Origin of the sequence: Microbacterium protaetiae (assembly GCF_004135285.1) — a bacterium.
Taxonomy (GTDB): Bacteria; Actinomycetota; Actinomycetes; order Actinomycetales; family Microbacteriaceae; genus Microbacterium; species Microbacterium protaetiae.
Genome location: NZ_CP035494.1, coordinates 3,759,478 through 3,772,623, shown reverse-complemented (window position 1 = coordinate 3,772,623; position 13,146 = coordinate 3,759,478). Strand labels below are relative to the sequence as shown.

Genomic DNA, 13,146 nt, shown 5'->3' with positions numbered 1-13,146 from the left:
TCGCTTTGACGCCCGATCACCCTGATTCGACCCCTGCCGACGACGAACGGGGGGTGCTGTCCGACTCGACTCGCACCGACACGTCTGCCCTCGGCTTCTTGGGAGCCGCCACCGCCCAGGTGAACGTCGCGCTGCCCGCGACGGATGAAGACGACCTCGCCGACGACGACGTCATCGGCGACGAGGTCGAGCCGGTGGGCGGCGAGTTCGATGCCGATGATGAGGAGCCTGACACGCAGGTCGAGATCGTCGACGCCGAGCTCGAAGATGACGACGAAGAGGGGGCGCTCGCAGCGGTCGAGCCCGAGCCTGCTGAGCGGACTTTCGGGGCGGATGCCGCGGTCGAGCCGGCCGCTGAGGTCGAGATCGTCGACGCCGAGCTCGAACCGTCGGAGGGCGAGGCGCCGCAAAGTGAGGCGCCAGAAAGTGAGGCGCCGGAAAGTGAGGCGCCGGAAGGCGAGGGCCCAGAAGGCGAGGCGTCAGACGGCGAGGATCCGGAAGGCGAGGCGCCAGACACCCTCGTAGACGATGCAGAGACGGAAGACGCCGCTCCGGCGGCATCCACCCTCGCGGCATCCACCCTTGCGGCATCCGCTTCTGCAGCGTCCGCTTCTCTGCGGCACGCCGACCCGACTGACTCTGGTCGCGAGCCCGCCCCTGTTGATACCGTGGCAGTCGATGCGGCAGGTGCCCCCGTGGGGGCGGTCGCAGCGGCCGAGGAGGAGGCAGCCGTGGACGAGACGCGTGCCGAGCGCGCACATGCCGTCGAGCGTGTGCGCACGCGCAGGCCCGAGGTCAACCTCGCCTCGAAGCGACTCGATCAGTTCGAGGTCGACAAGGAGAGCTCCGATCTGCTCACCCCCGACCGCCTGCTCGAGCACGGTCGTCTTGCGCGACCCGAGCCCGAGGGCGCCTGGCAGCACTTCGTCTACTCGGTCTCCGGCGGCCGCATCAACCTCGGCGACGGCAAGCGGGCGCGGGCGCGCAAGGAGCTCTCGGGCCGCATCGCTGCTCCGCTGCCGGGCGGTGCGCGTTTCGTGCCGGTGCTCTCGCGCAAGGGCGGCGTCGGCAAGACGACCGTCACGACGCTGCTGGGCATGGCGCTGGCCGACGCCCGCGACGACCGGGTCATCGCGATCGACGCGAACCCTGACCGCGGCACCCTGGCCGAGCGCATCTCGCGGCACAACGGCAAGACCGTGCGCGACCTGGTGCGCATGAAAGACAGCATCACGGGCTACAACGACGTGTCGACGATCGTGGCTCGCGACGAGACGCGGCTCGATGTGCTTGCCTCCGACGCCGATCCGCAGGTGTCGGTGGCCTTCAGTGACACCGATTACGAGAATGTGGCCACGCTCGCCGCGCACTACTACTCGATAGTGCTCACCGACACCGGGACCGGCATCGTCCACTCGGTGATGGGGGCGACCCTGGGGCTGGCCGACCAGCTGGTCATCGTGGCAGGGCTCAGCGTCGACGAGGCGCGGCTGGCCTCCGAAACGCTCACCTGGCTCGAGACGAACGGCTACGCAGCCAAGGCGCGCAACGCGGTCGTCGTGCTCAACAACGCTCGTCCGGGCGCGCCGCTGGTGCGCGAAGACGAGCTGGAGACCCACTTCCGCACGCGCGTGCGGCAGGTCGTGCGCGTGCCGTACGACGCTGCCATCGCCACCGGCAGTGCCATCGTGTTCCACGACCTGCAGCCCGAGACGCGCCAGGCGGCGCGCGCCCTGGCGGCTGCGGTGGTCGAGGGACTGCGCCAGTTGGCCGCGGCGGCCTGACGCATGACAGTGCGGCAGATACGCCTCTTCGGCGACCCCGTGCTGCGGGGCCAGTGCACGACGATCGACGAGTTCGATGAGGGAGTGCGCGCGCTCGTCGACGACCTCGTCGAGACCGTGCAGCTGCCCGGCCGTGCCGGCGTGGCCGCTCCGCAGATCGGGGTCGGTCTGCGCGCGTTCAGCTACAACATCGATGGCGACATCGGATATGTGCTCAATCCCGTTCTCGTGGAGACATCCGGCGAACCCGAGAAGATCGGCGAGGGATGCCTCTCGGTGCCGGGCCTCTGGCATGAGGTGCTGCGCTACCCGCACGCGAAGGTGCGAGGCGTCGACGTCGACGGCAACCCGATCGAGGTGGAGGGTGACGGCGTGCTCGCCCAGGCGCTGCAGCACGAGACCGATCATCTCGACGGCAAGCTCTACATCGACCGGCTCGACCCCGCCGAGCGCCGCGTCGCAATGCGGGAGATCCGCGAGTCCGACTGGTTCTGACCCGCCCTGGGGGGAAATTCCATATGGAATTTCCCAGACCACATGATATTTCCGGCAATCTCATGTCGTCTGGGAAATGTGATGTGGAGAAGCGGCCAGCGTCTTCTCCTCCACACCCCGCGCCACGCGATCGGTTGTCCACCGGTTGCACGCGCGCGCCCCACGAGGCTGGCCGTTGGCGCCATGATGTCGGTCATGCGCAGAGAGTTTGACCCAGCCGCCATCCGTACGTCGATCACCTCGCGCGCGACCCTCATCGCCTACGGATGGACGGACAAGAAGATCCACACGGCGGTTCGCCGCAGAGACATACGCCGCCTTCACCACGGCTGGTACATTTCGCATTCGTTGTGGGAGGAACTGTTCTGGGAGCAACAGCATTTGGCGCATGTGATGGCCGTCGTCGACGATGCTCTCGAGCCGGGTCCCGTGGCGGCTATGGAGTCGGCGGCGGTCGTGCATCGACTGCCGCTGTTCCATCACCTTCCTGCGCGGGTGCACGTGATCTGTCTTCCGGGTGCCATGGCTTCGAGCACGCGCGACGTGCTGCGGCATGTGGTCCCGCTCGAATACACCGACATCGTCGACATCGACGGCATCCGTTGCACCTCGCTTGCGCGCACTGTCGTCGACGTCGCGCGCACGTGCAGTTTCGAGACGGCGGTTGCCTGTGCGGATGCCGCGCTGCGGCAGGTGGCGGTCAGTGCCGACGACCCGTGGGCTTACGATGTGGATGCTGCGGAGCGGTTGCGTCACGAAATGCACATGATCCTCGACCGGCTCCCGGGTGTGCACGGAGCACGCAGGGCCCGATGGGTCATCGATTTCGCGGATGGACGCGCTCAGTCGTCGGGGGAGAGCGTGAGCAGGCTCCGCATCGTGCAGATCGGAATCTCCGTTCGCGACATCCAGGTGCGGATCGAGGGTCCCGATGGCTCCTTCTATGTCGCCGACATCGATGCAGAGCATTGGTGGGTCGAGTTCGACGGAATGGCCAAGTACGTTGACGATGAGCTGCGCGGCGAGGCCTCCGCTGATGCCGTGGTGGTCGCCGAGAAGAAACGCGAAGACTGGATCCGTGCGCGCACCGATCGCATGACCGTCCGTCTTGCCGACGAGCACATCGGCACGGTCGCTGACTGCATCGCGCGACTGGCCGAGTATGGCATCCGGCCGCCCCGGCGGCGTCCGGTACCAGACCCGGGTCCTCCTGCCGCGTAGGGCCGGGCGGCATCCCGCCGGGCGGCATCCCACTTCGGGGTATCCCGCCGCCGGGCGGCATCCCACTTCGCGGCATCCCGCTTCGCGGCATGGCCGCACGCGTCACACCGCGTGCCAGAAGACCACATCAGATTTCCTCCACCACATGAAATTGCCGGAAAACTGATGTGGCGTGGGAAATTCCATATGGAATTTCCCACGAGAGGCTACTTCAGGGAGACGTTCGTGGTCTCTACGGGCACGTTGTAGATGGCATCGATCGCGCCGGCGAAGTCCTTCAGGATCGCGTGCCGCTTGATGCTGAACTTCGGTGTGAGGTGGCCGCTGTCCTCGGTCCACTCCGTGGGCAGGATCGTGAACTTGCGGATCGACTCGGCGCGCGAGACGAATTTGTTCGCCTCGTCGACGGCGCGCTGCACCTCGGCGCGCACGTGCGGGTTGTTCGCGGCGTCTTCCAGCGACATGTCGGCGGGCATCCCGTTATTGGCCAGCCACGTCGGCAGCATCTCGGTGTCGAGGGTGACCAGAGCCGCGATGAACGGACGCTGATCGCCCACGACGACCACCTGGCCGACCACCGGGTTGGCGCGGATCGGGTCTTCGAGGATGGCCGGCGCGACGTTCTTTCCGCCCGCCGTGACGATGATCTCCTTCTTGCGACCCGTGATGGTGAGGAAGCCATCGGCGTCGAACGAACCCAGATCGCCGGTGCGGAACCAGCCGTCGTCGAAGGCGGCGGCCGTCGCCTCGGGGTTCTTCCAGTACTCGCGGAACACGTTGATGCCCTTGACCTCGACCTCGCCGTCGTCGGCCAGGCGCACTGAGACGCCGGGAAGCGCCGGCCCCACCGTGCCGATCTTGGTCTTGCTGGGCAGGTTCACCGTCGCCGGCGCGGTCGTCTCGGTCAGACCGTATCCCTCGAGCACCAGCACGCCCAGGCTCGCGAAGAAGTGGCCGAGCCGCTCGCCGAGCGGCGCCGACCCCGAGATCGCGTAGACGACGCGCCCGCCCATGGCCTCGCGCAGCGTGCTGTAGACGAGTTTGTCGAAGACGGTGAACTTCACGCCGAGCCAGAACGGCACCTTCGTACCGGCCTGCACGTGCCGCGAGTGCTCGATGGCCGTGCGCGCCGCGGCACGGAAGATCTTGCCCTTGCGGCCGGCCTCGGCCTTCTGCTCGGCCGAGTTGTACACCTTCTCGAACACGCGCGGCACCGCCAGCAGGAAGGTCGGCTTGAACGAGCCGAGCGCGGGCAGCAGCTGCTTGGTGTCGGGCTGATGGCCGGTCTTCACGCCGGCGTGCACGTCGAGGATCGAGATGAACCGCGCGAACACGTGCGCGGTGGTGATGAACAGCAGAGTGGATGCGCCGGGCGTCTCGACGACCTCGTGCAGTGAACGCGCCGAATTGCGGGCCAGCTCGACGAAATTCGCGTGTGTGAGCACGCAGCCCTTGGGGCGCCCGGTCGTGCCGGCCGTGTAGATGAGCGTGGCGATGTCGTCGGCGTTCGCGATCTGGCGGCGACGATCGATCTCTTCGTCGGGCACCGACTCGCCTTGCGCGCGCAGGGAGTCGAGAGCACCCTCGTGCATGGCCCAGGCGATGCGGATGAGCGGAAGGTCCTTGCGCGCCTCGGCGAACCGCTCGCTGTGCTCGGGCAGCTCGGTCAGGCACGCGATGGCGCCCGAGTCGGAGAGATCCCAGTGGATCTGCGCGGCCGAGCTCGTCTCATAGATCGGCACCATGACGGCGCCGGCGTAGAACAGCGCGAAGTCAACGAGCGTCCACTCGTAGGTGGTGCGAGCCACGAAGCCGACCTTGTCGCCGGGTTCGAGCCCGGCAGCTACGAACCCCTTGGCCAGCGCTATCACCTGGCGACGGAACTCGGCGGCCGAGACATCCTTCCAGCCGTCGCCGTCAGGAATGGCGAACAGTGCCAGATCGGGGGTGGCGGCCACCCGCTCCTCGAGTAGATCGGTGATGTTCTCGGTCGGATCGGCGGGGACGATCACGGGGGCGTTGAACTCGGCGGCGGGGGTCATGCCGGCATCTCCTTCGGTACCGTTCGGCTCGTGCTGTGCCTCGAGTCTAGCCGGTCCTCCGGCGCTGGCAGCGTGAGATTGAGTTTCATGAAGTGTGAAACGCGATCCCACGATGGTGATCCGTGGGCGGGATGCCGCACATTCAGCGGCATCCCGCTCGATAGACTTCTGCAGCAGAAGGAGGGTGATGTTCTACTGGCTGATGAAGTACGTGGTGATCGGTCCGATCGTCAAGGCGATCTTCCGCCCGTGGATCGTCGGTCGCCGCAACGTACCGACCACCGGCGCGGCGATCCTGGCCAGCAACCATCTCTCCTTCGCCGACTCGGTGTTCCTGCCGCTGATGATCGACCGGCCGGTCGCGTTCCTGGCAAAGAGCGACTATTTCACCGGCCGGGGCATCTCGGGCTGGGCCACCCGTATGTTCATGAAGGCGACCGGACAGCTGCCGATCGATCGCTCCGGGGGAAAGGCCTCTGAGGCATCGCTGAACACGGGTCTGCAGGTGCTGGGCGGCGGTGAGCTGCTGGGGATCTACCCAGAGGGCACCCGCAGTCCCGACGGCCGGCTGTATCGCGGTCGCACCGGCATCGCGCGCATGGCTCTGGAGGCGAAGGTCCCGGTGATCCCGGTGATCATGGTCGACACCGACTCGATGATGCCGATCGGCCGGCGGATGCCGCGGATCGTGCGCGTGGGCGTGGTCATCGGCGAGCCCCTCGACTTCTCGCGCTATGCGGGCATGGAGAACGACCGCTACATCCTGCGGTCGGTGGTCGATGAGATCATGGTGGCCCTGCAGCGACTGGGTCAGCAGCAGTACGACGATGTCTACGCCTCGACGGTCAAGAACCGTCTGCCGTCATCGGCGAAGGGGTGAGTGGTTGCGGCCGATAGACTGAGCGGATGCCGCAGCACCTGGACTCGCTCGATAACTGGCGGAATCTGCCCATCAAGCAGCAGCCGCAGTGGGACGACCCCGATGCGGTGGCCGCGGCATCCGCAGAGATCGCCTCGATGCCTCCGCTGGTGTTCGCCGGCGAGGTCGACGAGCTGCGCGGCAAGCTCGCGCGCGCCGCCGCCGGGCAGGCGTTCCTGCTGCAGGGTGGCGACTGCGCCGAGACGTTCGCGGGCGCCACGGTCGACAAGATCCGCGACCGTGTCAAGACCGTGCTGCAGATGGCCGTCGTGCTCACCTACGGGGCGTCGATGCCGGTCATCAAGATGGGGCGCATGGCCGGGCAGTTCGCCAAGCCGCGCTCCAGCGACACCGAGACCCGCGGCGACGTGACCCTGCCCGCCTACCGTGGTGACATCGTCAACGGCTATGACTTCACCGAGGGCTCGCGTCGCGCCGACCCGCAGCGTCTGCTGCGCGGATACCACACGGCCGCGTCGACCCTCAACATCATCCGCGCCTTCACGCAGGGTGGGTTCGCCGACCTGCGCCAGGTGCACAGCTGGAACCAGGGCTTCGCGCAGAACCCGGCCAACCAGCGGTACGAGCGCCTGGCCGCCGAGATCGATCGCGCCATCAAGTTCATGGCCGCCGCCGGCGCCGACTTCGACGAGCTCAAGCGCGTCGAGTTCTACACCGGGCACGAGGGTCTGCTCATGGACTACGAGCGCCCGATGACACGCATCGATTCGCGCACCGACACGCCCTACAACACCTCGGCGCACTTCGTATGGGTGGGTGAGCGCACCCGCGAACTCGACGGCGCGCACATCGAGTACTTCTCACGCATTCGCAATCCGATCGGCGTGAAGCTCGGCCCCACCACGACACCCGAGACGGCGCTCGCGCTGATCGACAAGCTCGATCCTGAGCGCGAGCCCGGTCGGCTGACGTTCATCACCCGGATGGGCGCGGGCAAGATCCGTGATGCTCTGCCGCCGCTGCTGCGGGCGGTGAAGGATGCCGGAGCCACACCCCTGTGGGTGACCGATCCCATGCACGGCAACGGGATCACGACGCCCACCGGTTACAAGACGCGCCGCTTCGATGACGTGGTCGACGAGGTGCGCGGCTTCTTCGACGCGCACCGTGAGGCGGGCACGTTCCCCGGCGGCATCCATGTCGAGCTCACCGGCGACGACGTGACAGAGTGCCTGGGAGGTTCCGAGCACATCGACGAAGACACCCTCGCGACCCGCTACGAGTCGCTGTGCGACCCGCGCCTGAACCACATGCAGAGCCTCGAGCTCGCGTTCCTGGTGGCCGAGGAACTCGAGAAGCGCTGAGCGGCGCCCTCGCGCCCTACTGCGTGCCGCTGATCTGCAGGTAGACCGAGGTGCCCTTCACGCGCAGTTCGCCCGCGGCCGGGTCGGTGCCCTTCACGGTCGTGAGCGCGTTGGGGAAGATCTTCCAGATCGGCGAGTAGTCGACGGTGAAGCCGTGATCCTGCAGAATCTGGGCGGCCTCGTCGCGGGTCTTGTCAGCAACATCCGGAATCTCGAACAGCTGGGGCCCCTTCGAGACCACGAGCGTCGTCTTGTCACCGGGCCGCCACCACCCACCGCCGTCGCGGTCGGCCATGCTGATGACCGCTCCCTTGGCGACGCTGTCGCTGTACTGCTCAGAGTGCGACGACACTGAGATGTCGTGGTCCTCCAGCACCCCCACGGCATCGTCGAGACTCTTGCCGATCACGCTGGGCAGCGCGCCCAGCGACACCGACAACGTCGCCGAATCGCCCTGGTGCACCGTGCAGCCCTTGCCGCAGTCGACGTCTTTTCCGCCGTCGGCGGGATGCACGGCCACGCCCAGCACGGTGCCCGCCTCGTCGTCGGTGTAGTAGCCGGTGTTCTTCGCGGCCACGTCGATGTGCTCGGCAGCCAGAGCCGAGCGGGCGTCGTCTTCGGCCTTGCCGTTCAATGCCGCGATCTTCGCCTCGGCCGGCCCGAGCGACACGGTGACGGTGACTGCGGACGCCTTGTCCAGTCGTGCACCGGCACCCGGATCAGTGGAGATCACCTGCCCCTCGGCTACGTCGAGGCTGTTCTCGGTCTTCTTCTCGGGTACGAGGTTCGCCTCGACAAGCGCGGTCTGGGCCTGGGCGAAGCTCTTGCCCGTCACCTGCGGCACCGTCACCTGCGAACCGGGTCCTGAGCCGAACCACCACCCCGCACCGGCTGCGGCGGCGGCCAGAAGGATCACCACGACGAACAGCCACACGCCCTTGGTGCGCCGCCGGGTGGTCGCCCGCCGCAGCCGTGTGGTGTTGTCGTCGCCTTCGACGGGCGTGTCGACCTCGACAGTCGGCGCAAGGACCTTCGTCATCCCCTCCGAGTCGAGGCGATCGGATGCGACGACCCCCGACACCGCGAGAGTGCGCTGCACCTGCGGCGCAATGCCCAGCTGCTGCTCGATCTCGCGCAACCGCCGCAGCATCTCGTCCGCGTCGACGGGGCGCTCGTCGGGGGACTTCTCGGTGGCCCACAGCACGAGCTCATCGAGCGGCTCGGGCACCCCCGGGTTGCGCACACTCGGACGCGGCACCGATTCGGTGGCGTGCTGGAAGGCTATCTGCATGGGCTGCTCGCCCTTGTACGGCTGCTCGCCGGTGAGCATCTCGTAGAGCATGATGCCCAGCGCATAGATGTCGCTGCGGGCGTCGGCGGTGCCGCGGGTGACCAGCTCGGGAGCGAGGTAGGCGATGGTGCCCAGCAGCATCTGGCCGCTGCCCGTGTTGGCGGTCGTGGCACGCGCCAGACCGAAGTCGCCGATCTTTATACGGCCGTCTTCGGCCAGCAGCACGTTCTCGGGCTTGACATCGCGGTGCACGATGCCGGCGCGGTGCGCGGCAGAGAGTCCGGAGAGCACGGCATCCATGATCGTCACCGTCTGGGCGACGGTCAGGCGTTTCTGCTCGCGCAGCAGTTCGCGCAGCGTGATGCCGGGCAGGTACTCCATAACCAGATAGGCCATCTCGCCCTCTTGGCCCTGATCGAACACGTTGACCACGTGCGGGTCGGCCAACCGGGCGGCGGCGCGGGCCTCCTGGATGAACCGGCTCTGGAACACGGCGTCGTCGCTGAGGTGGCTGTGCATGACCTTCAACGCCACCCGGCGCTCCAGCCGCAGGTCGGTGGCGACATACACGGTGGCCATGCCGCCGCGGGCGATCCGTGCGCGCACCCGGTATCGGCCGTCGACGAGACGTCCGATCAGGGGGTCGGCCTGCGCACTGGTGGTCACCCTGGAAGTCTACGGAGAAGCCGGCGCGACCCCGGGCAGCGGCTCACTTGATCGCGGCGAGCCACGCGTACGCGGGCTTCTCCCACTGTGCGTAGCGAGTGGGGTACGCCGAGATCTGCACGGCCTGCGCCGCATCGGCGAAGCTCATCTTCTCCCAGCCCGGAATATCCAGCAGCCCGCGGGTGACGGTGCCATTGGGGTCGGACGGGCCACCGAAGAACGCCCGGGTGGCCCGCTCGGCGTCGCGCACCTGTGCCTCGGTGCCCCAGCCGGTGCTCGGGCGCTGTTGGAACAGCCCGAGCGAGTCGCGGTCGCCGTAATCGAGATTGCGCAGCCCCGATTCCTGCATCGCCGTGCCCAGCGCTATGGCGATGCCGCGGTTGGAGACACCCAGAGCACGACCGATGCGCACGATCAGGCGCGCGTTGGCCGCCTGCTCGGTGGTCAGCCCCGGAATGCCGCTGGTGGGGATCGTGACCTTCTGGCCCGGGTAGATGATCGAGCTGAAGTCCATTCCGTTCGCCTTGAGCAGTGCGGCCACGCTCACGCCGTGCTTGGCAGCGATCGCCGACATCGTGTCGCCCGCGGTCACGGTGTAGGTCTGACCGGGCAGCACCGTGCCGCCCGATGACGTGGACTGCGTCTTGGTCGCCGGCGTGGTCGCCGACTTCTTCGTGCTGGGGGCCGTGCTGCTCTTGGCGGATGCCGCAGCCGGCGCAGCTTTGCCGGGGATGACGAGCTTCTGCCCGGGGTAGATGATCGACGACCAGCGCAGTTTGTTGGCATTGAGCACAGCCTGCGTGGACAGCCCATGGGCGCGTGCGATGGCCCCCACGGTGTCGCCGGAGCGCACCGTATAGCTCGCCGAGGATGTCACCTTTGTGGTGGTCGCGGGTGTGGGGGCCTTCTCGGAGGCCGTCGTCGTCTTGGCCGCCCCCGAGGGGGCGGTGAGTCGGATCGTCTGGCCGGGGTAGATGACCGTCGACCAGCCCAGACCGTTCCACGCGAGCAGGTCGGCGGTGCGCAGGCCGTACCGCGCAGCGATGGCGCTGATGGTATCGCCGCGCACGATCTTGTGCGTGGTCGGGTTCTTCTTGGCCGCGGCGACGATGTCGGCCGCGGGAGCCAGGGTGGCGGCAAGCGCGGCGTCGAAGCCCGAGACGATCGTCACGCCGACAGCCTGCGGCACCAGGTGCGGCGTCGCCGGCGCCTGCGGCTGCCGCGACCGCTCAGCGCCGGTGTCGGCGGCGTGCGCAGCGGGTGCGCCGGCCAGCGACAGAGCGAGCGAGCCGGCGATGGCCGCCGGCAGCGCTGCGGTGGTGGTACGACGAATGGCGCTGTGCGAATCTGGCACGAGTTTCCCCCCTCGGTGACCATCAAACCGTGTCACGGATGAGCATTTCTGTCAACGTGTGATAAACATGTGGATTCTGTTACTGATGTGACTCCTGTGCCTCGGCGGCAGGACGAGGACGTGATCGCAACGCGCTCGTGAGCATGAGATAGTTGCCTGGTGACCGGTGAGAATGCAGCATCCGCTTCGACCGAATGGCTGTCGCTGCCCGAGGTCGCCGAACTTCTCGGCGAGTCTGTCGGGCGCGTGCGCAGCATGCTCGACGATCGTCAACTCGTCGCGACGCGCCGGCAGGGGCCGCTCACGGTTCCCTCGGTGTTCTTCGTCGACGGTGAGATCCTCTCGTCGCTGCGCGGCACCCTTTTCGTCTTGCACGACGTGGGCTTCACCGACGACGAGTCGATCGATTGGCTTTTCGCACCCGAGGATTCCATCGGGATGCCGCCGATCGAGGCTCTGCGTCAGGGGCGCAAGAGCGAGGTGCGCAGGGTGGCCCGCGCCCTGGCCTGATCTCTCACGAGGTGCGCTGGGCTGCGGCCCGCGCGAGGTCGCGCAGGTGCCCGACCGCTGCATTGCCCAGGCGGGCGCCGGCCAAGGCCCGGTCGGCGGTGCGCACATAACCGGCGATGAGGTCTTCGACGCGGTCGAGGGCGCCGGTGTCCTGAATGGTGCGCTGCAACGAGGCCACCTGCCCGGCGTCGAGGTCGACGTCGCCGATGAGTTCGTCGATCAGGCGGCGCGTGCCCGGTGAGAGTGCCTCGCGCGCGTACGCGATGAGCACGGTGCGCTTGCCCTCGCGAAGATCGTCGCCGGCCGGCTTGCCGGTCTCGTGTTCGTCGCCGAACACCCCCAGCACGTCATCGCGCAGCTGGAAGGCCATCCCGACCGGGTGCCCGAACTCCGCCAGGGCGCGAAGCTGCGACTGGTCGGCCCCGGCCAGGCGCGCGCCGATCAGCAGGGGCTGCTCGACGCTGTACCGAGCCGACTTCAACGACGCGACCCGCAGCGCGCGCTCGGCATGCTCGGTGTCGGGGGCGGTGACGTGTGCCGACTCCTCGGCGATGTCGAGGAACTGACCGATCGTCACGTCGCGGCGCATCATGGCGTATTGACGGCGGGCTGCCGCCGCTCTCGTGTCGGGCGCGGTGCTCAGGGCCGTCTCGAGCAGATCGTCGCTGAGGGCGACGAGCAAGTCGCCCAGCAGAATGCCGGCGGCCCGTCCGAATGCGGCGGCATCTCCGCGCCATCCGGCGTCGAGGTGGGCGTTCTCGATGCGCCGGTGCGCCGACGGGCGGCCACGGCGCGTGTCGGAGTTGTCGATGATGTCGTCGTGCACGAGGGCTGCCGCATGGAAGACCTCCAGGGCCGCGGCGGCGCCGATCACGGCGCTCTCCGGCGTGCTCACCGGCGGGGTTGACACCTCGGAGACGGCCTGGTAGCCGGTGAGGCAGAAACGGGCGCGCAGGCGCTTGCCTCCGGCGACGGCGGCGGCGGCGGCATCCAACATCCGCGCCGCCTCGGGCCCGTAACCTGCCGTCTGCTCGCGCTGTGCCGTGAAGAAGTCTTCCACTTGCTGGGAAACGGCCGCAACGGGGTCGACGAGGGATGCCACGGGCCTAGCCTAGTGAGCAGAGCCACGAGTAGACTTGTGGGAAGCCAGTTCACCCGAGGGGGATGCATGCCACTCTCCGAACAAGAGCAGCGTCTGCTCGACGAGATGGAACGCCATCTCATGCAAAACGACGCCGATGTCGTGCACGCGTCGCGCGATGGCCGCGCCCTCAGCTACCGCAACATCGTGTACGGCAGCGTATTGGTGCTGATCGGCCTCGGCGGCCTGATCGCCGGCGTCGCCGTTCCGCTCGTCTTCGTCGGGGTGATCGGCTTCGTGCTGATGCTCGGCGGAGTCGTGCTCGCGGTCACACCGGCCCGAGGCAGCCGGGGGCAGCGAGAGCGCTCGGATGCGCCCGCAGCAGGCAAGCCCGCTCCGTCATTCATGGACCGCATGAACGACCGGTGGGATCGCCGACAAGAAGAACGCTGACCCGC

11 protein-coding genes are annotated in these 13,146 nt (G+C 67.8%); 7 read left to right on the top strand and 4 right to left on the bottom strand.

The window, feature by feature from the left end; translation table 11 throughout:
• Positions 1 to 5 precede the first annotated feature (5 nt).
• From ET475_RS17620 to ET475_RS17610, 3 genes are all read left to right on the top strand, one after another.
• Complete coding sequence (locus ET475_RS17620; protein WP_129393392.1) at positions 6 to 1,784, top strand: nucleotide-binding protein; 1,779 nt, start codon at positions 6 to 8, stop codon at positions 1,782 to 1,784.
• Positions 1,785 to 1,787: 3 nt separating this feature from the next.
• Complete coding sequence (gene def / locus ET475_RS17615) at positions 1,788 to 2,279, top strand: peptide deformylase (RefSeq protein ID WP_129393389.1); 492 nt, start codon at positions 1,788 to 1,790, stop codon at positions 2,277 to 2,279.
• A gap of 195 nt (positions 2,280 to 2,474) precedes the next feature.
• A complete protein-coding gene (locus tag ET475_RS17610) occupies positions 2,475 to 3,500 on the top strand; it encodes a hypothetical protein (protein ID WP_129393387.1) in 1,026 nt (341 codons plus the stop codon).
• Between the two features lie 206 nt (positions 3,501 to 3,706).
• On the opposite strand, the gene ET475_RS17605 is transcribed toward ET475_RS17610, so the two are convergent.
• Entirely contained in the window at positions 3,707 to 5,542 is a 1,836-nt protein-coding gene (locus tag ET475_RS17605; RefSeq protein WP_129393384.1) for an AMP-dependent synthetase/ligase, read from the bottom strand.
• Between the two features lie 187 nt (positions 5,543 to 5,729).
• Between ET475_RS17605 and ET475_RS17600 the strand changes: the two genes are divergently transcribed.
• Entirely contained in the window at positions 5,730 to 6,422 is a 693-nt protein-coding gene (locus ET475_RS17600; RefSeq protein ID WP_129394132.1) for a lysophospholipid acyltransferase family protein, read from the top strand.
• Between the two features lie 26 nt (positions 6,423 to 6,448).
• Positions 6,449 to 7,786 (top strand): class II 3-deoxy-7-phosphoheptulonate synthase, encoded by a 1,338-nt coding sequence (locus tag ET475_RS17595; RefSeq protein WP_129393381.1) that lies wholly within the window; start codon positions 6,449 to 6,451, stop codon positions 7,784 to 7,786.
• A 16-nt stretch (positions 7,787 to 7,802) separates the two neighbouring features.
• Here ET475_RS17595 and pknB read toward each other — a convergent pair whose 3' ends face one another.
• Complete coding sequence (gene pknB / locus ET475_RS17590) at positions 7,803 to 9,743, bottom strand: Stk1 family PASTA domain-containing Ser/Thr kinase (RefSeq protein ID WP_129393378.1); 1,941 nt, start codon at positions 9,741 to 9,743, stop codon at positions 7,803 to 7,805.
• A 43-nt stretch (positions 9,744 to 9,786) separates the two neighbouring features.
• A complete protein-coding gene (locus tag ET475_RS17585; protein WP_242497700.1) occupies positions 9,787 to 11,097 on the bottom strand; it encodes a muramidase family protein in 1,311 nt (436 codons plus the stop codon).
• Between the two features lie 159 nt (positions 11,098 to 11,256).
• On the opposite strand from ET475_RS17585, the gene ET475_RS17580 reads away from it, so the two are divergent.
• A complete protein-coding gene (locus ET475_RS17580) occupies positions 11,257 to 11,607 on the top strand; it encodes an Rv2175c family DNA-binding protein (protein ID WP_129393376.1) in 351 nt (116 codons plus the stop codon).
• Between the two features lie 4 nt (positions 11,608 to 11,611).
• Here ET475_RS17580 and ET475_RS17575 read toward each other — a convergent pair whose 3' ends face one another.
• Complete coding sequence (locus ET475_RS17575) at positions 11,612 to 12,709, bottom strand: polyprenyl synthetase family protein (protein ID WP_129393373.1); 1,098 nt, start codon at positions 12,707 to 12,709, stop codon at positions 11,612 to 11,614.
• 66 nt (positions 12,710 to 12,775) lie between these two features.
• Between ET475_RS17575 and ET475_RS17570 the strand changes: the two genes are divergently transcribed.
• Positions 12,776 to 13,141 (top strand): DUF3040 domain-containing protein, encoded by a 366-nt coding sequence (locus ET475_RS17570; protein ID WP_129393370.1) that lies wholly within the window; start codon positions 12,776 to 12,778, stop codon positions 13,139 to 13,141.
• Positions 13,142 to 13,146 lie beyond the last annotated feature (5 nt).